Annotated in this window: 18 protein-coding genes; 10 read left to right on the forward strand and 8 right to left on the reverse strand. The window is 62.7% G+C overall.

From position 1 onward, the window contains the following. The first annotated feature begins 214 nt into the window (after window positions 1–214). From glgX to ACMDCR_RS01945, 3 genes are all read left to right on the forward strand, one after another. The gene (glgX, locus tag ACMDCR_RS01935; RefSeq protein ID WP_413990899.1) at window positions 215–2,332 is read left to right on the forward strand and encodes a glycogen debranching protein GlgX; all 2,118 of its coding nucleotides are present in this window, start codon (window positions 215–217) and stop codon (window positions 2,330–2,332) included. 222 nt (window positions 2,333–2,554) lie between these two features. After that, window positions 2,555–2,950, forward strand: a complete 396-nt coding sequence (locus ACMDCR_RS01940; protein ID WP_413990900.1) for a response regulator — start codon at window positions 2,555–2,557, stop codon at window positions 2,948–2,950. Window positions 2,951–3,254: 304 nt separating this feature from the next. Next, a complete protein-coding gene (locus ACMDCR_RS01945; RefSeq protein ID WP_413990901.1) occupies window positions 3,255–3,632 on the forward strand; it encodes a response regulator in 378 nt (125 codons plus the stop codon). Window positions 3,633–3,830: 198 nt separating this feature from the next. Here ACMDCR_RS01945 and ACMDCR_RS01950 read toward each other — a convergent pair whose 3' ends face one another. Further along, window positions 3,831–4,625 carry a response regulator gene (locus tag ACMDCR_RS01950; protein WP_413990902.1) on the reverse strand — a complete coding sequence of 265 codons (795 nt, stop codon included), beginning with the start codon at window positions 4,623–4,625 and terminating at the stop codon, window positions 3,831–3,833. 196 nt (window positions 4,626–4,821) lie between these two features. Here ACMDCR_RS01950 and ACMDCR_RS01955 point away from each other — a divergent pair, with 196 nt between their 5' ends. The 7 genes from ACMDCR_RS01955 (at window position 4,822) to ACMDCR_RS01985 (ending at window position 9,389) form a co-directional block, all read left to right on the forward strand. Next, window positions 4,822–5,037 (forward strand): NepR family anti-sigma factor, encoded by a 216-nt coding sequence (locus ACMDCR_RS01955; RefSeq protein WP_413990903.1) that lies wholly within the window; start codon window positions 4,822–4,824, stop codon window positions 5,035–5,037. Further along, window positions 5,024–5,584: a sigma-70 family RNA polymerase sigma factor gene (locus ACMDCR_RS01960; RefSeq protein ID WP_413990904.1), complete on the forward strand. Its 561-nt coding sequence runs from the start codon at window positions 5,024–5,026 to the stop codon at window positions 5,582–5,584. Before ACMDCR_RS01955 ends, ACMDCR_RS01960 begins: the two co-directional genes overlap by 14 nt. Next, window positions 5,581–7,341 (forward strand): sensor histidine kinase, encoded by a 1,761-nt coding sequence (locus ACMDCR_RS01965; protein WP_413990905.1) that lies wholly within the window; start codon window positions 5,581–5,583, stop codon window positions 7,339–7,341. Before ACMDCR_RS01960 ends, ACMDCR_RS01965 begins: the two co-directional genes overlap by 4 nt. Before the next feature lie 189 nt (window positions 7,342–7,530). Next, entirely contained in the window at window positions 7,531–8,364 is an 834-nt protein-coding gene (locus ACMDCR_RS01970; protein WP_413990906.1) for a transglutaminase-like domain-containing protein, read from the forward strand. A gap of 247 nt (window positions 8,365–8,611) precedes the next feature. After that, on the forward strand, window positions 8,612–8,812 hold the full coding sequence (locus tag ACMDCR_RS01975) for a hypothetical protein (protein WP_413990907.1): 201 nt from the start codon (window positions 8,612–8,614) through the stop codon (window positions 8,810–8,812). Between the two features lie 35 nt (window positions 8,813–8,847). Beyond that, a complete protein-coding gene (locus ACMDCR_RS01980) occupies window positions 8,848–9,126 on the forward strand; it encodes a hypothetical protein (RefSeq protein ID WP_413990908.1) in 279 nt (92 codons plus the stop codon). A gap of 125 nt (window positions 9,127–9,251) precedes the next feature. Beyond that, window positions 9,252–9,389, forward strand: a complete 138-nt coding sequence (locus ACMDCR_RS01985) for a hypothetical protein (RefSeq protein ID WP_413990909.1) — start codon at window positions 9,252–9,254, stop codon at window positions 9,387–9,389. Window positions 9,390–9,516: 127 nt separating this feature from the next. Here ACMDCR_RS01985 and ACMDCR_RS01990 read toward each other — a convergent pair whose 3' ends face one another. The 7 genes from ACMDCR_RS01990 to ACMDCR_RS02020 all read right to left on the reverse strand — a co-directional run bounded on the left by ACMDCR_RS01990 (window position 9,517) and on the right by ACMDCR_RS02020 (window position 16,458). Then, window positions 9,517–11,502: a response regulator gene (locus ACMDCR_RS01990; protein ID WP_413990910.1), complete on the reverse strand. Its 1,986-nt coding sequence runs from the start codon at window positions 11,500–11,502 to the stop codon at window positions 9,517–9,519. Window position 11,503: 1 nt separating this feature from the next. Then, the gene (locus ACMDCR_RS01995) at window positions 11,504–13,321 is read right to left on the reverse strand and encodes an ATP-binding protein (protein ID WP_413990911.1); all 1,818 of its coding nucleotides are present in this window, start codon (window positions 13,319–13,321) and stop codon (window positions 11,504–11,506) included. After that, window positions 13,321–14,397 (reverse strand): ATP-binding protein, encoded by a 1,077-nt coding sequence (locus tag ACMDCR_RS02000; RefSeq protein ID WP_413990912.1) that lies wholly within the window; start codon window positions 14,395–14,397, stop codon window positions 13,321–13,323. The genes ACMDCR_RS01995 and ACMDCR_RS02000 overlap by 1 nt, the downstream gene beginning before the upstream one ends. Before the next feature lie 20 nt (window positions 14,398–14,417). Next, a complete protein-coding gene (locus ACMDCR_RS02005) occupies window positions 14,418–14,837 on the reverse strand; it encodes an anti-sigma regulatory factor (protein WP_413990913.1) in 420 nt (139 codons plus the stop codon). Then, the gene (locus ACMDCR_RS02010) at window positions 14,821–15,228 is read right to left on the reverse strand and encodes an STAS domain-containing protein (RefSeq protein ID WP_413990914.1); all 408 of its coding nucleotides are present in this window, start codon (window positions 15,226–15,228) and stop codon (window positions 14,821–14,823) included. The genes ACMDCR_RS02005 and ACMDCR_RS02010 overlap by 17 nt, the downstream gene beginning before the upstream one ends. Window positions 15,229–15,237: 9 nt before the next feature. Beyond that, on the reverse strand, window positions 15,238–16,125 hold the full coding sequence (locus ACMDCR_RS02015) for an STAS domain-containing protein (protein ID WP_413990915.1): 888 nt from the start codon (window positions 16,123–16,125) through the stop codon (window positions 15,238–15,240). A 126-nt stretch (window positions 16,126–16,251) separates the two neighbouring features. Continuing rightward, on the reverse strand, window positions 16,252–16,458 hold the full coding sequence (locus tag ACMDCR_RS02020; protein ID WP_413990916.1) for a CsbD family protein: 207 nt from the start codon (window positions 16,456–16,458) through the stop codon (window positions 16,252–16,254). Between the last annotated feature and the right edge of the window lie 175 nt (window positions 16,459–16,633).

Raw genomic sequence — 16,633 nt, forward strand, 5'->3', positions numbered from 1 at the left:
CCATACTCTCGAGGTTGAGCGTTCGACACGGTCATCGAGTTGTCATCTCAACACACAAGCCTCGCTAAGGTTCCATTGCCTTTATGAGATCAATTAAGGGTTGGAAAATGTGAAGCTTGGAGTGTATGCTGCGGTGCAGCAAATTGTTGCGATGCATGGAACCAATCGGAGACCGCAGCATTTGAGTCGGTATCCCCGCATGAAGGATCGCCGCATGACCTATCTGAGCAGGACAAGAATCCGTGAAGGCCATCCGTACCCGCGCGGGGCGACATGGGATGGGTCAGGCACGAATTTCGCCCTGTTTTCGGCCAATGCCACCAAGGTCGAGGTCTGCCTGTTCGATTCAACCGGCGAGCATGAGGTCGAGCGCATTGAACTGCCCGAATTCACCGACGAGATCTGGCATGGCTATCTGCCGGACGTCAGCCCCGGGATGCTCTATGGCTACCGCGTGCACGGGCCCTATGAGCCGGACGCCGGCCATCGCTTCAATCCCCACAAGCTTTTGCTCGATCCCTATGCACGCTCGCTTTTCGGCACGCTGAAATGGGATCCGGCCGTCTTTGGCTACACGCTGGGTAAAGGGGACCTTTCCTTTGACAGGCGCGACAGCGCGGCCTTCGTGCCCAAATGCATGGTGGTGGACTCGCGCTTCGATTGGCCGGGCAACCGTTCCCTGGTGCCCTGGGACCAGACCATCATTTACGAAACGCATGTGAAGGGCTTCACAAAGCGTCATCCCGACATTGCCGAACGCCTGCAGGGCACCTATGCCGGCCTCGCCTCGATCCAGTCGCTCGAGCATATAAGAGCGCTCGGCGTGACCACGGTCGAACTCCTGCCGGTCCACACCTTCGTGGATGACGACTATCTGCTCAACCGCGGCCTCCGGAACTACTGGGGCTACAATTCCATCGGCTTCTTCGCGCCCGATCCACGCTATGCCGCGGATCCGACCAATGTGCTGGCCGAGTTCAAGCAGATGGTGGCCCGTTTCCACGATGCCGGGCTCGAAGTCATCCTGGACGTCGTCTACAACCACACGGCCGAGGGCAACGAACTGGGTCCGACGCTATCCTTCAAGGGTATCGACAATGCGTCCTTCTACCGGCTCATGCCGGAGCAGAAGCGCTACTACATCAACGACACCGGCACCGGGAACACCGTCAATCTCAGCCATCCGCGCGTCATCCAGATGGTGACCGACAGCCTGCGCTACTGGGTGAACGAGATGCATGTCGATGGCTTCCGCTTCGACCTCGGCACCATCCTGGCGCGCGAGTTGGACGGCTTCAGTCCCGACAGCGGCTTCCTCAAGGCGGTCGGCCAGGATCCGGTGCTGGAGAACGTCAAGCTGATCGCCGAGCCCTGGGATGTCGGCCCTGGCGGCTATCAGGTCGGCGGCTTTACGCCGGGCTGGGCCGAATGGAACGACATCTATCGCGACACCGCGCGAGACTTCTGGCGCGGCGAGGCCCGGCCGGCTGCCCTGGCACCGCGGATGTGCGGCTCGCCCGACAAGTTCGATCACCGCGGCCGCAAGCCCTGGTCCTCGGTGAACTTCCTCACCGCCCATGACGGCTTCACCCTGCGCGATCTCGTCTCCTACAATGATCGACACAACGAGGCCAATGGCGAGGCCAACCGCGATGGCAGTTCCGACAATCGCTCCTGGAATTGTGGTGCGGAGGGGCCGACGGACGATGCCGGCATCAACGCACTGCGCGAGCGCCAGCAGCGCAACATGCTGGCATTGCTGCTGCTTTCCCAGGGCACGCCGATGATCCTGGCCGGCGACGAGTTCGGGCGCACCCAGCTCGGCAACAACAATGCCTATTGCCAGGACAGCGAGATCAGCTGGGTGGACTGGGAGGTTGCCGCACAGAACCGGGGCCTCGCCGATTTCGTGCGCCGCCTCACCCAGCTGCGCCGGAAGTACCCGATCCTGCGCCGTTCGCGCTTCCTCATCGGCGAGCGCACCAACGAAGCCATCGACGTGCGCGAGGTGACCTGGATCCATCATAGCGGCGAGGAAATGGTGCAGGCCAATTGGGATGACCCTGACGAGCTCTCCTGCTTCGGCATGATCCTGGACGGCCGCGCCCAGGCGAGCGGCATCCGCAAGCGGGGCTCTGACGCCACCCTGCTCATCCTGCTCAATGCCCATCACGATCCCGTGCCATTCAAGCTGCCGCCCTGCTATGATGGCTCGGCCTGGAAGCGGCTGATTGCCACCGATGATCCGGACCTGCCGGAAGCCGATGTCGGCATCGGCGAGAACTACGATCTGCAGGGCCGTTCCCTAGTCCTGTTCGAACGGGTGGACTGAGCCTGTCTTTTTTGACGGCGAGACAGCAAGGGCGCGCCCGTCCTAGAATGGCGCCCCTAGGTCGCGATTTTTCCTGCATAATCATCGCGGCCAGGCTCGTGCTGGCGGATCGCGAATGTCCGTTTCTCGAGGTTCGCAACAAAGGGTCAAGCATTATTTTTGAACAAAACAATCATTTTGTGCGTTTTGGATCAGTCATCCACCAAGAATGAGGTTTGATTCATGGCGGGCAATGATAGAAAGACAATTCTAGTTATCGAGGATGAGCGGATGGTTCAGATGCTTGTCGTCGACATCCTCAATGACCTTGGCTATTCTACGCTAGAGGCCAGGGATGCCAATACTGCTCTACCAATATTGGAAAGCGGACAGACCATCGACCTGATGGTTACGGATATCGGTTTGCCGGGGATGAGCGGTTGGGATCTTGCTCGTCGGGCCCGAGAGAGTCGCCCCGCCCTCAAGATCCTGTTTCTCACCGGGTATGAAAACGAGCAGTCCCCTGAGCTTGATCGAGATGGCTCGCACGATGTGATGGCGAAGCCCTTCGATATGAGCGCGTTCGAGGCGAAGATCACCGACATGATGGCCCAGCCGCTCGAAAAAAACATCGTGTAGCAACAGCCCGTTTCCGCCGACGGAAGATCTTGGAGAGCCCTGCATTCCCAAAGGTCTTCCCGGGCTCGTCATTCTGAAAGGTCCAGCAGGATCAAGGCCTTGTCCGTCCGGAGGGCAGGTCCGTCAAATGGTCCTTCCGTTGGGAACAAAAGGAAGAGTGAGACGTTCCGGCAAGAGGTGTTGCCGGCCCTATGGGGGACCATCAGAATGGCGCCGGCAGAGTTTGGATGAGTGAGAGGATGTGATTGTGAAAGAGCCAAGCTTCGCAGAGCCCACCGAACGCAGATATGAAAGGGTTATTTCGATGGACGCGCAAGCCCAGCCTAAAGTCGTCCTCGTCGATGACGATAATGATGTCAGGGCTATTACCGCGGATATTCTGGAAGAAGCCGGCTTTGATGTGCTGCAGGCGGCCCGGGCCGAAACGGCCCTCGATATTCTCGCCACTAACCGGGATGTGAAGGTGCTCATCACCGATGTGCGCATGCCCGGCCCGATGAACGGATACGACTTGGCGTTGAAGGCACGCGAACGCTGGCCGAGCCTGGAGATCATGTTTGTCTCCGGCTTCGGCCTGCCCGAACGGCACCGGCTCTATTTCGACTGCCTGCTGGTGAGCAAGCCCTTCGATCCCGATCATCTGGTGAACCAGGTACGCGGGCTCGCCGAAAGAGCGGCCTGAACGAGACCGCATGGCCGCCGTCTTTGCAAATGAAAGGGCAGGATCCCCGCGTTGGGATCCTGCCCTTCTTCTTTTCCTTGGTTGCGCTTCCTAGAGCAAAGCGCGCTTAAGCGTAAACGCGCTTTGCTCTAACTCTCCGTTTCGACGCGTCCTCGCGATTCTTGCCTACGCCGTCAAATCGCAAAACGCTTTGAGAAGTCAGGCCGCCTTGCGCTTGGCGCGCTTGTTGAAGAACAGGGCCTGGCTGATAGTCGCCTTTACGGCCTCGGGCCGGAAGGGCTTTGTGATGAGGAAGGTGGGCTCGGGCTGCTGGCCGGTCAGCAGCCTTTCGGGATAGGCGGTGATGAAGATCACCGGCAGATCGACCGTCGTCAGGATATCATTCACGGCGTTGAGACCCGAACTGCCGTCGGCCAGCTGGATATCCGCCAGCACCAGGCCCGGACTGTGAGCCGCGACCAGTGCCAGCGCTTCCTTGTGGGTGCGCGCCACGCCGGCGATGGAGTGGCCAAGTTCCTCGACGATCGACTGGAGGTCGAGCGCGATGATCGGCTCGTCCTCGATGATCAGCACGTCGGTGGCGATCTGCTGGGCGATATCATGCGTTGCCTCCGCCACCAGCGAAGCGACTTCCGCTTCGTCGACGCGCATGATCATGGCGGCCTCGTCGGCGGAGAATCCCTCCATGGTGGTGAGCAGGAAGGCCAGCCGTGAGCGTGGCGCAAGGCGTTCGAGGCGCTGCTCGGGGCTGTCATCCTCGACTGTCGAAGCAACGGTTTCCATGTTCACGGCCATGGAAGACCACAATCTCAGGAAGACCTGATAGAGGGCGAGCCTTGCCGGGATATCCCGCGGAAAGGAAGTGGGGTCTTCAATCAGGGCTTCGAGCGTACCGATCACATAGGCGTCGCCGCTCGCCTGGGTCCCGCTCAGGGCGCGGGAAAACCGCCGTAGATAAGGCAGTTGAGGCGCTATTTCAGCTGCGATCGACATGAATTTGGCTCCTTACCATAGTTAAGAAACGAGCACGGAAAAAGCCGATCTGACAATCTATTTATTTTTTCAAAGTAGTGGAACGATTCTATATCCGCTGCGTTTCGACAGGTGGCATTGCAGGGTCTCGTGAAGCGGGAACAGTAACGCCTGATGTTTATCGAGTGTGGCCCAGGGCCGCTTCACAGGGGTTGCGATGTCCAAGACGAAAGAGCCGGCCGAGGATTCGACGGACATGGTCGTCGCCCCCGAGCTTGATCCTCAGATTCAAGAGTTTGTCGCACGCTCCCTGCAAGCGCATTACGAGTCGATTGTTCGGGCTCCCGTTCCAGACAGGTTTCTGATGCTCCTCGCCCAGCTCGAGGATCAGGAGAGGAAAGCTGCGGAGGACAAGAGCGATGAGCAGCGATAGCTTCAAGGACGGGCTGATCGCGCACATCCCAAGCCTGCGAGCCTTCGCCGCTTCACTCTCGGGATCGATCACGCTGGCCGATGACCTCGTGCAGGACACGCTTCTGAAGGCGTGGGCCAACGCCGACAAGTTCGAACCCGGCACCAACATGCGGGCCTGGCTCTTCACCATCCTCCGCAACATCTATTATTCGCTCTATCGCAAGCGTTCGCGCGAGGTGCAGGACAGCGAAGGCACCTATGCCCAGCGCCTGGCGGTGCATGGCAGCCAGGAAGGGCATCTGGAGATTGCCGATTTCCAGGCCGCCCTTGCTCAATTGCCGGAGGAGCAGCGCGAGGCGCTGATCATGGTCGGTGCGACTGGCATCTCCTATGAGGAGGCAGCGGAGATTTGCGGGGTGGCGCTTGGCACGATCAAGAGCCGCGTCAACCGCGCGCGCACCAAGCTTGCCGAGATGCTCTCGACCAGCGGTGTCGAGGAGACCGGCCCCGATGCCAAGATGCTGGCGGCCTTGCGGGTGTCCGGCAGCGAGTCTTCCTTGCCGTGAGCGACCCGCCCGTCGCCTCGCCCCTCCGGTGGCCACGCCTCGCCTTCGATACGGTGCAGGCAAGGCTGGTCGCCTTCTTCCTGATCATCGCCATTCCCATTGGGGCCATCACCACGGCCACCGCGGTGGTGACCTATCGGGGTGCCATCAATGCCATTGCGGGGCGGCAGGCCGAGACGGCGGGTAATTTCGCCATCCGCATGCGCATCTGGTATGTCGGGGTCTTGCGGGGCCTGATCGTCTCTGCCCGGGAAGGCATCGGCGGCACCACCGAAACGTCTTGCCAGACGGCCGGCAATGCGAGCGTGCGCGGTCTCGACGGCTACCAGGCCATGCTGATCCGAGGCCCCGGCGGCCAATCCTGCCTCGTCTCCAACGATCCGTCTCTGATGCAGGCCGAGCTGTCGTCGGTTCTTGCCGCACAGGCCGGCAAGAACCTCACCAGGTCCAAGGCAGTTCTGGCCCCCGTCGAGGGGCGATATGATTCGGTGGTCATGGCCGGCAAGCGGCGGCTGGTCGTCTACGCCCGGGAAAGGTCTGATTCCACCGGGCCGGACGGCGCGGGCCAGGACTGGCAGGCCCTGCTCGTCGTCGCGCCCGAGGCCCTCGATCGCGTCTTCAATCTGGGCGAAGGCGATCCAGATTTCGTCACCGCGTTGTCGACGGCACAGGACGAGATCGTGTTTGCGCGCGGCCGTGCGGCGGCCGATCGGGGGTGGCTGCCGCCCGAAGGCGCTTTTCCCCTCCCCCGGCGACGCTGGTCCGCCGTCAGCAGCACGGGCGAGCGCCGGATCTATTATGCCTTGCCGGTCGGCGACCGCGATCTCTTCATCATTTCGAGTTTCCGCGACAAGGACCTGCAAGCCGCACGCTCGCAATTCGTCTTCCTCCTGCTGGCGCCGCTGCTCGCGCTGCTCCTGCTGCTGGCGGTGTTCGTCCGCGTGATGAACCGCCACCTCGTACAATGGCTGAAGGGAATCGAGTCGGCCTCGCGCGCCCGGCGCGTCTCGGGTTGGGGGCGCGTGGCGCTCAGCGAGGCCATGCCCAGCGACATCCGCAATGTCGTGGTGGCCTTCAATGACATGGTGAAGGAACAGGAGAGCCGCGAGGACCACCTCCAGGCCGCGCTCGCCGCCAACCACCTCTTGACCCGCGAACTGCACCACCGGGTGAAGAACAATCTTCAGGTGGTGCAGAGCTATATCGGCCTGTCCAAGAACTCCTATAGCGGCGACGCACGCATGGCCCTGTGCGAGGCCGAATGCCGCGTTCACGTGCTGTCGGCGGCCTATCGCGGCGCCCTGGCGGAAGGGGCGATGCGGCCCGTCGCCATCGATCCCTTCCTGCGCGACGTCATCGCCGCGGTCGCGAGGCTGCTGTGCCGGCCCGGCCAGGAGATCGGCATCAGGGGCCAGACAGCTATCGCCTTGCCGGTCGACCGCGCCATCCCGCTGGGGCTTCTGATCGTCGACCGGGCCTCGGCCATCCTCCACGAAGGGATGGCCCTTCACCTACGTATCGGCATCGCCGATCGCGAGGAGGGCCGGTTCGAATTCGAGTTCGTGGCTGACAGGGCGGTGCCCCAGCCGCCGCAATCGCGCATCCTGGCCGGGCTGGTGATGCAGCTCGAGGCGACGGAGACCACGCCGCGTGACAGCACGCATCTCGGCGCCTGGGGACTGAACGCCGGGACCGACGCGGGAGAAGCAAAGGGCGAAGTGGAGCCGCAACTCGCCCTCGCGCCGGCGGCGAAGTAGGGGGCACTTCCCCCCGCCGCCGCGGATTTCCTGCCGGAATTAATGGTTTTCCTGCAGATTCCCCGGAACTTTCGGCAAATTGGGGGGTTTTCCTGCCATGAAATGCGGCGTCGGAGCTGAATTCAGCCGGCTGCCACTTCAAAAGCCCTCATGAAAGGCTGCCCCAGCCCCGTCATCCGGAGTTCGACCATGCATATCCGCTATGGCTATACCATCGAGATCGAGACGGCCCAGCCCACCACGCTCCTGACCGCACTCGATGTCGAGGCGGCTCGCCGGCGCGATATCGTCTTCGAACACCCTTTTCTGGTTAGCGGCCCGGCGAGGGTCGACAGCTTCATCGATCCCTATGGCAATCGCTGCCGCCGCATCGCAACCGGGGCTGGCGTGACGCAATTGTCCTGCCATGGCGTCATCGCCGACAGTGGCCAGCCCGATGCCTCGGCGCTGGACGCAGCGTTCGTGCCCGTGGCGGCCCTGCCGACCGATATGCTGCCCTTTCTGCTGGCCAGCCGTTATTGCGAGACGGACCTGCTCGCTCCCTTCGCCTGGTGGAAATTCGGCAGCGTCGAGGGGGGATGGGCCAAGGTGCAGGCCATCTGCGACTTCGTCCACGACCGCGTGACATTCGGCTACGAGAATGCACGCGCCACCCGTACGGCCATGGAGACCTTCGAGGAATGCGTGGGCGTGTGCCGGGATTTCACACACCTGGCCGTCACGCTCTGCCGCTGCCTCAACATTCCCGCGCGCTATTGCAACGGCTATCTCGGCGATATCGGCGTGCCGCCCGATCCGGCTCCGATGGATTTCAACGCCTGGTTCGAGGCATATCTCGGCGGGCGCTGGTACACATTCGATGCCCGCCACAATGTGCCGCGCATCGGCCGCATCCTGGTGGCGCGCGGGCGCGACGCCATGGATATCCCGATGCTGCAATCCTTTGGGCCCCATGTTCTGCGTCGTTTCGAGGTGACGACCGAGGAGGTTCCCGAATTCAATTACGCGGTTGCGGCTGAATAGGCCCCACCCCTGCGGAGGATGGATCCATGTCCACTAAAACTGCCAAGCCCGCCGACGGGGAACTCGAAAAGGAGCTCGACAAGTCCTTGGCCGAGAGTTTTCCGGCGAGCGATCCTGTTTCCCTCACCCGTTCCCCAAAGCACAGAGGCGCTTCCGAACGGTCAGCTGCGCGAGCGGATCGGAAGACCCCCCTCGTGTCGACGAGCGCTGAGGGGCAGCCTGATGAGGGCAAATAGGGGAAGCGCCGATGCCGACCGAACCCCAAAAGCCCGCACCTGGTCCTCTCGAAACGCCCACACCCGTCGAGGTGCCGCAGCCCGTGCCGCCTGTCGGCATACCGGCGCCGACACCTGACACCCTCCCTCCGGGCGAGCCACAAGGCATTCCGCCCGGCTCGCCGCAGGAGGAGCCGCTACCTCCCGATCCGCAGCCTGGCCGGGAGGAGTAGGAGGAAAGCAATCTCAACCGCTCAGGGAGGCTGTCATGGCCGAGACGATCAAGCCCTCGGAAGATTTCTCAACCCACAAGAATTTCTATGAAGACTTCCTGCGTCTGACGCTTATCGTCATTTTTATGTTGCTTTCCCATGCCGTCGGCCTTGCTATCGGCGGGACTGCGCATATGTGGTTTACAGCAGTCCTCGGTATCGGCGCTTCCATCGTCGCAGCGATTGCGGGGGCGGCGATCAAGGGGCTCGACTGGAAGCCGGGCGCCGTGGTGCTAGCCCTGCTTTTGCTGGTGCTGCTGATGGCAAATGGATGATCTCCCGGGAGAGGAAGTCAGGCATTTTCGAATTCTTAGGAAATTGTAACTGAACCTTGTACCGATTGGCGCGTTATCTATCCGGCAAACGATACTGATTTGAGGGAATATCAGGGGTACGTGACATGACGAATGACCTGCTTGCAATCTTCTCGACCTTGCTGGCCCTTGGCCTGTGCACCGTCTACATGACGCGGACCCGAGAACTTGCCCGCGTCAAGGTCATCGCCAAGCGTTCCCGGCGGGTTTCGCCGCGCGGTTGAGCTTCGCTCCCGCAGCGTATCATCCATAAAGCAGCCAGGGGAGGAGCCGGTGATTCCTCCCTTTTTTATGTCCTCAGCCTCCCGTGGCCCGCTGGCGATCCACTCTGAAGTCTCTTTGCTCCGGGCGTCAGCCGTCGATCGCGGACCTGACTCGCCGCGATAACTGTTCCAGCGAGTAGGGCTTGTGCAGCGGCCGGCTGTCGACTCCCCTGATCTGCACGTCTCCGTTGTCGTCGGGTGCGTAGCCGGTGGTGAAGAGAACCTTGAGGTTCGGCGCCCGCGCCAGGGCGAGGGAGGCAAGTTCGCTGCCGTTCATTTCCGGCATGACGAGATCGGTAAAGAGCAGGGTGATCGGCTGTCCGGCCGATACGACATCGAGGGCCTCGCTGGCGGAGGCGGCCTCCAAGACATTGTAGCCAAGGCCCTGCAGCGCACCCACGGCCATGGCCCGGACCCTGTCTTCGTCCTCCACAACCAGCACGGTTTCGTGAGACTGGCCGGGAACCGTCGTGAGTGGAATGCTGGGCTCGGCCTTTTCGCTCTCGGCGCTCTTCGAGCGTGGCAGATAGAGGCGAATGGTGGTGCCGTTGCCGAGTGCAGTGGCGATGGTGACATGCCCGCCCGTCTGCCGCACGAAGCCGAAGACCTGGCTGAGCCCGAGGCCCGTGCCCTTGCCGACGCCCTTGGTGGTGAAGAAGGGATCGAAGGCGCGCGCAGCCACCTCTTCCGACATCCCGGTGCCGGTATCCGTGACGGCGATGCGCAGATAGGGACCGGCGGGAATGCCGAATTCCTGCGCCAGGCGCCGCGGCAGCATCACATTCGCTGTCTCGATGCGTAGCTCGCCGCCATCGGGCATGGCGTCGCGCGCGTTGACTGACATGTTGAGCAGGGCGTTCTCGAGCTGGCTCCTGTCCGTCTCCACCATCCAGCTGTCCGGCGCGAGCACCGTGGTGATGTGGATGTGCTCGCCCAGGGTACGCGATAGCAGGTCGGTCATGTCGCTGATCATGTCGTTCGTGCAGACCGGCTCCACCGTCAAGGGCTGCTGGCGTGAGAATCCGAGCAGGCGCCGGGTCAGGGCCGCCGCTCGTTCGGCGCCGTCAAGCGCGCCGTCGATGTAGCGTTCGACATCCGTCTGCCCGCGCGCCAACTTGCGCTTTAACAGCGTCAGTCCGCCGATTATCACCGCCAGCATGTTGTTGAAGTCGTGCGCTATGCCGCCGGTGAGCTGGCCGAGCGCCTCCACCTTGTGCAGCTGGTGCAGGCTGTTCTCGGCCGCCACGCGGGCGGCGACCTCGCTCTGGACGCGCTGCTCCAGCGTCTCGTTGAGGTCGCGCAGCTTGTTCTCGATTTCGGTCTGCTTGGAGATGTCGGTGTTGGTGCCGAACCAGCGGATGATGCGGCCGCTGTCGTCAGTGACCGGTGCGACGCGAGTGAGGAAGGGTCTGAACAGGCCGTCGTTTCCGCGCAGGGGAAACACCATCTCGAAGGCTGTGCCCGTCTTCAGAGACTTGCGCCAGCGCCTGATTACGGCGGGCAGAACCGCCCGATCATGCACGGAGCGCCAGCCCCAGCTCTTCATTTGCTCCGGCGTGCAGCCCGTGTAGTCGTACCAGCGCTTGTTGTACCAGTAGATGCCGCCATGGGCGGCGGCCATCCAGCACAGGGTCGGGATGTTCTCGGCCAGGGTGCGGAAATTGGCTTCGCTCTCGCGCAGCGCCATCTCCGTCGCACGGATACGCAGCAGCGCCCGCACGGAGGCAACCAGTTCGGCCGGCTCGCAGGGCTGCGCCAGATAGGAATCGGCGCCCGCATCGAGGCCGCGCGTGCGGTCGCCGCCGGAGATGAAGGAGGCTGAGGTCTGCAGGACCAGGGTTTCGGGGTAATCCTGCTTGATGATGCGGCAGACATCGAAACCGCTCATGTCGGGCAGCTTTACGTCGAGCAGCACCAGGGTGGGCCGCCTTTCCTTGACGAGCACCAGTGCTTCGAAGCCGGATGCCGCCTCGATGACTTCGATCTCCGTGGCACGGCTCAGGGCCCGGCTCTTGGCGTAGCGCGCCACTTCATTGTCATCGACGTTGAGGACGAGATTGTCGCGGCGCGCCATCTTAGTGGGTCACCCAATTCTGTTGCACGAGTCCCTTCAGCAAGATGTCGAGGGATTCGAGCGAGGCGCGCTCCTTCGACAAGATGGCATGGGCATGCTGCAGCCGGTCCCGCTCGATCTCCTCCTCCCGCAGCGATGTCAGGACTACCACGGGAATGTGCTGGAGGACCGCGCTCGCGCTGATGGCTTGCAAGGTCGCGTAGCCATCGAGCCCCGCCATTTGAAGGTCGAGCAGGATGACATCGATCTGCTGGCCGGAAAATGCCATGCGAAGTCCCTCGGCACCCTCGGACGCTTCGAGGAATGTGAGATTATCGCCGAAATCCGGGGCTGCCGTAAGCACCTGTTTCAGCACATAGCGAAAGGCCTCGTCATCATCGATGCTGAGCACATGGATGCCGCCTGCCATGTCCCGGCCGGTTGCCAGCAGCTCCGGCATGGATTGCAGCGCACGCCCCTGATCCCGCCCGACAAGACGTGGCAAGCTGAGTGTGAAGACCGATCCCGCCCCGACCTCGCTCGAAACGATCAGGCTGCCCCCCAGAAGTTCGGCGAGGCGCCGCGACAGGGGCAGGCCGAGGCCGGTGCCCTTGTTGGCCTTCTGCAGCGGATTGTCGATCTGGGCAAACTCCTCGAAGATGTGCTCGAGATGCTCCGGTTCGATGCCAATGCCGGTATCCGCGACTTCGAAGACGATGTGATCGCTTGCGGCCCTGTAGGAAACGCTCACCGTAACCTCGCCCGCCTGCGTGAATTTCAGGGCGTTCGAGACCAGATTTCGCAGGATCTGCGCGATCTTGGCCTCGTCACTGCTGAAGGGGGGAATGGCCTTGTCGACGTCGACAAAGTTGAGGGCCACGGTCTGGCTCTTGAGCAATGGCTTGAGAACCCCGCGCAGGGCGGCGACCAGATCCGACACCTCGAATCTCGAAGGTCTTATATCGACCTTGCCTGCCTCGACCTTGGCAAGGTCGAGAAGGTCGTTGGCCAGTTCCGAAAGGCTCTCTGCCGACCGGCGGATGAAGGTGACCTGGCGTTCCTGCTCGGCCGTCAGCTCGCCATCGACGCGGTCGAGCAACAATTGGGTGAGCGCCAGGATGGAATTGACCGGCGTGCGGAACTCGTGGCTGACATTGGAGAGGAAACGCGACTTCGCCTCGCTCGCCTCGCGCAGCTGCTCTGCCTTGGTGTCGAGCTCGCCATAGAGGGCGACGACGCCGCGATTGGTATCTTCGAGCTCCTGGTTGAGCTGGGCCAGTTCGTCCTGGCGCGCCTTGACCTCCTCAAGGCCCTGGATGAGTTCGCGGTTCTGGTCGGCCAGTACCGAAAGGGGATCCAAAACCTGTTCCTGTGTCAGGCTGGCGCTGATGCTGCGCAGTTCGGGGCTGCCGAGGCGAGGCTTGTGGCGCGGCAATTTCTTGCCGATGGTCACGGTCGTGCCGGCCTTTCCGGTCTCGATGGCGAAGTGGTCGACCAGGCGTCGGGCGCCGCTCAGCCCGATGCCCATCCCGGTCTGCGAGTGATATTCGCCGGACAGAACGGCGTCGAGATCCGCAATGCCCGGCCCGTGATCGCTCAGGATCGCCATCAGCGCCTGGCGCCCGTCCTTGTCGCCGGTGTCGAGGGTGAAGACGACCCTGCCCCCACCGGCATATTCATAGGCATTGCGGGCGATTTCCGAGATGGCGGTGGCAAGGCGCGTCTGGTCCTGCAGATCGAAACCGACGAGGGCTGCTATCCGCTTGGCCCGCTGGCGCACGGCCACCACGTCCATCTCGCTGCCGATGGCCAGGGTTATGATGGCGACATCCTTGAGCATCAATGCTCCTCACCGAGATCATGGGCGACAAGCACGGTTGCATCGTCGCGGTCGCGTCCGAAGTCGCGATAGAGCACCGCAGCGAGCAGGCTTGGATTGGCGCTCGACAGACCCGGGTATTTGTCGAGCGCCCATTGGGCGCTTATGCCGTCCGAATGCAGGATGACCACCGGCGCGCCTCCCGCGGGGTAGGGATAGTCGAACTGCTGCACCTTGCGCATCACGTGGCCCACGGTGCCGTTCAGGCTGAGCATGCGGCGAGCCTCCGGCGTGTTGCGCGAGGCCAGCACGCCGCCGACATTGCCGATGCCGCAGAAACTCACCATCCGCCGTTCGGGTTCGAAGCGCGCGATGGAAACCGCGGCGCCGCGGGTCGGCCGCAGGCCTTCATGCATGGCCTCCATGATCTCGGCAGGAGATCTGCCTGCATGGCGGTTGAACAGGCGCACGGCCGCGGCCGAAGCTTCTGCAGCCTGTGGGCCGTGGCCCAGACCATCCACCACCATCACCGCGCGCCGTCCTTGGACGCCTGGCCCGGGGATGACGTGCCAGCCGTCTCCGCAGACATCCTCGCCCGGCTTGGCGAGACAGACAGAACCGATCAGGCCGCGCGCAACCCTGTGCGAGGGAACATCGGCCCGCTTGCGGCTGGTGGCGGGACCACCGCCGAGACGCACGGCGAGCACGGTCCCGGCGCCCGGCCGCGAATAGACATTGAAGCTGTGGGCCTGCCGGCGGATGGCGCCCAAACCATGTCCAGCGCTTCCAGCCGTGGAGTAGCCGTCCTGCAACGCTGTCTCGATGCTGGCGAGGCCGGGCCCTTTGTCGATGGCGATCAGTTCCACGTCGGGCGGCCCACTCCAGGCGGTGCCGACATCTTCCGGCCAGTCGGTCAGGTCGATCAGCAGATACCCGCCTTTGCCGTGCTTGATCAGGTTGGTGGCCATTTCAGTCGCAGCGATGGCCACCCGCCCGACCGCCGTCTCGTCGAAACCGGCACGCTGGGCGATCTCCAAAGCGGCACGGCGGGCCTGCGCCACCTCGTTCTGTTCGCTGACGGGAACGGAAATCATCATTCTGTCTTTTGATCCACCCGTCATTTCCACTTCGCGATGACGATACGCGTGCCCTTGCCGGGCTCCGATTCGATCGAGAATTCGTTCGAAAGTCTCTTCGCTCCACCGAGGCCGAGGCCGAGGCCACCACCGGAGGTGAAGCCATCCTTCAAAGCCAGGGCGATATCGGCGATACCGGGCCCCCGATCCTCGAAAATCAGGCGCAAGCCCCGACGGGTGCCGTCCGCCACCGGCTGCATCGTCACCGTACCGCCACCGCCATAGTCTATCGTGTTGCGGGCGATCTCGCTCGCTGCAGTCACGATCTTGGTCTGGTCCACGATGCCCAGTCCTGCTGCCACGGCGCGCGTGCGAACTTCCTGCCTCACCCTCACGACATCGTCGGACGTACCAATCTGGAAGATGGCATTGCCGGCGGCTGCCTCAGTCATCGTCGACATCGGCGCCCCCCATCGCGCCTGCTTGTTCCGGTGCGCCCGAACGGTGATGCTGCAGCAGGGCCATGCCGCGCTCGACGTTCAGGGCTGTCTTCACCCCGTTCAGTTCGAGGCCAAGCTCAACGAGGGTAATGGCGACGGCGGGGCGCATGCCCACCACCACCGTATTGGCATCGAGCACGCGGGAGACAGCCGCGATATTGTCAAGCATGCGCCCTATGAAGGAATCGACGATCTCGAGAGCAGAGATGTCGATCAGCACACCTCTGGCGCCGGTCGTGGCAATACGGTTGGTGAGATCTTCCTCGAGCGCCGTCGCCAGGCGGTCATGCATGTCGACCTGGATGGTGACGAGCAGGGCGTCGCCGAGTTTGAGAATGGGTATGCGGTCCATCGCGGCAGCCTAGCGACGGGCCGCCTGGCTATCGGGCCGGGCCTGGATGATGTTCTTGCCAAGGCGGGAGAGCGCGAGCTGCAGGGCATCGGCAAGGGTTGCCTTGGTGGTGACGTTCAGTTCGACACCCAGATGCACCATGGTCTGCGCGATCTGGGGCCGGATGCCTGAGATGATGCAGTCGGCACCCATCAGCCTCGCCGCCGCCACGGTCTTGATCAGGTGCTGGGCCGTGAGGGTATCGACAGTCGGCACGCCGGTGATGTCGACGATGGCAATTTCGGCCGCCTGGTCGACGATGGCCTGCAGCAGGTTCTCCATCACCACCTGCGTGCGCTCGGAATCGACGGTGCCGATCAGCGGCAGAGCCAGGATACCATCCCACAGCTTCACCACCGGGGTCGACAATTCGGCGATCTCCCGGCTCTGGCGCACGATGACTTCCTCGCGGGCCTTCTGGAAAACCTCCATCGTGTAGAGGCCGAGGCGGTCGAGCAGGAGGGTCACCGGCCAGCTATCTTCGGCATTGAGATCGGCGCCGCTCTTGTCCGCCGTGGTCGCTCGCTTGAGGGCATTGAACAGAGGCTGCTTGAGCGAGAAGATGAAAGAGGCCGTCTCTGTGGGCGTGAAGCCCTGGATGGCGCGCGTGCGCGAGATGTCGCTCAGCATGTCCCTGACGCGGTCGAAAGCCGAGGAGGAGGCGTCACCATTGGACTGCGCGATGCCATTGATCAGGAGGTCGAGGAAGGCCCGGCACTGCGTCTTCAGTTCCGCCTCCTTGATGCGCCCGCTCTCCAGCGCCCCCGCTTTGCTCAGCAGATCCAGCCATTCCTCCAGGATTTTTCCCTGATGGGCCGCGACGATGCGCGCGATGTTCTCAAACGTCTTTCCCGCCAAGGCAGCATCTCCCCGATGATTTGGAATTTTACATCGAAACCCCGGACGCAAATCTGCGTCCGGGGTTTCTAGCTATTTGACCGTGGGCCACTTTAGACCCTGAACGGCATTGCGTCTTGTTGGAGGTCAGTGCCATTGCTGGCGGCTATACCAGCTCGCCACTTCCGCCTTCGCCTTGTCCTTGGCGATGCCATAGCGTTCCTGGATCTTGCCTTCGAGCTGGTCCTGCTTGCCTTCGACGACGTCGAGGTCATCATCGGTGAGCTTGCCCCATTGCTCCTTCACCTTGCCCTTGACCTGCTTCCAATTGCCTTCGACACGGTTCCAATCCATGGGAGTCTCCTTGATGGTGGGATGTCGGGGAAACGTCCGGTCGCGGATAAGGTTCCGGCAATGACCGAGGGATTCTCTCCATCACCTGCCCGAGGGAACAGGGCGACTTCGACCTTTTTGGCATTACCGGGCTGGTACCGGTATACTGACAAATGTCCTGGCCGGTGGAGACGGC

Source organism: Labrys okinawensis (assembly GCF_047345005.1).
Lineage (GTDB): Bacteria > Pseudomonadota > Alphaproteobacteria > Rhizobiales > Labraceae > Labrys > Labrys okinawensis.

What these genes read in the sequence shown, in the direction of transcription:
- glgX (WP_413990899.1), top strand. Translation starts at nt 215, where the DNA reads ATGACCTATCTGAGCAGGACAAGAATCCGTGAAGGCCATCCGTACCCG.
- ACMDCR_RS01940 (WP_413990900.1), top strand. Translation starts at nt 2,555, where the DNA reads ATGGCGGGCAATGATAGAAAGACAATTCTAGTTATCGAGGATGAGCGG.
- ACMDCR_RS01945 (WP_413990901.1), top strand. Translation starts at nt 3,255, where the DNA reads ATGGACGCGCAAGCCCAGCCTAAAGTCGTCCTCGTCGATGACGATAAT.
- ACMDCR_RS01950 (WP_413990902.1), bottom strand. Translation starts at nt 4,625, where the DNA reads ATGTCGATCGCAGCTGAAATAGCGCCTCAACTGCCTTATCTACGGCGG.
- ACMDCR_RS01955 (WP_413990903.1), top strand. Translation starts at nt 4,822, where the DNA reads ATGTCCAAGACGAAAGAGCCGGCCGAGGATTCGACGGACATGGTCGTC.
- ACMDCR_RS01960 (WP_413990904.1), top strand. Translation starts at nt 5,024, where the DNA reads ATGAGCAGCGATAGCTTCAAGGACGGGCTGATCGCGCACATCCCAAGC.
- ACMDCR_RS01970 (WP_413990906.1), top strand. Translation starts at nt 7,531, where the DNA reads ATGCATATCCGCTATGGCTATACCATCGAGATCGAGACGGCCCAGCCC.
- ACMDCR_RS01975 (WP_413990907.1), top strand. Translation starts at nt 8,612, where the DNA reads ATGCCGACCGAACCCCAAAAGCCCGCACCTGGTCCTCTCGAAACGCCC.
- ACMDCR_RS01980 (WP_413990908.1), top strand. Translation starts at nt 8,848, where the DNA reads ATGGCCGAGACGATCAAGCCCTCGGAAGATTTCTCAACCCACAAGAAT.
- ACMDCR_RS01985 (WP_413990909.1), top strand. Translation starts at nt 9,252, where the DNA reads ATGACGAATGACCTGCTTGCAATCTTCTCGACCTTGCTGGCCCTTGGC.
- ACMDCR_RS01990 (WP_413990910.1), bottom strand. Translation starts at nt 11,502, where the DNA reads ATGGCGCGCCGCGACAATCTCGTCCTCAACGTCGATGACAATGAAGTG.
- ACMDCR_RS01995 (WP_413990911.1), bottom strand. Translation starts at nt 13,321, where the DNA reads ATGCTCAAGGATGTCGCCATCATAACCCTGGCCATCGGCAGCGAGATG.
- ACMDCR_RS02000 (WP_413990912.1), bottom strand. Translation starts at nt 14,397, where the DNA reads ATGATGATTTCCGTTCCCGTCAGCGAACAGAACGAGGTGGCGCAGGCC.
- ACMDCR_RS02005 (WP_413990913.1), bottom strand. Translation starts at nt 14,837, where the DNA reads ATGTCGACGATGACTGAGGCAGCCGCCGGCAATGCCATCTTCCAGATT.
- ACMDCR_RS02010 (WP_413990914.1), bottom strand. Translation starts at nt 15,228, where the DNA reads ATGGACCGCATACCCATTCTCAAACTCGGCGACGCCCTGCTCGTCACC.
- ACMDCR_RS02020 (WP_413990916.1), bottom strand. Translation starts at nt 16,458, where the DNA reads ATGGATTGGAACCGTGTCGAAGGCAATTGGAAGCAGGTCAAGGGCAAG.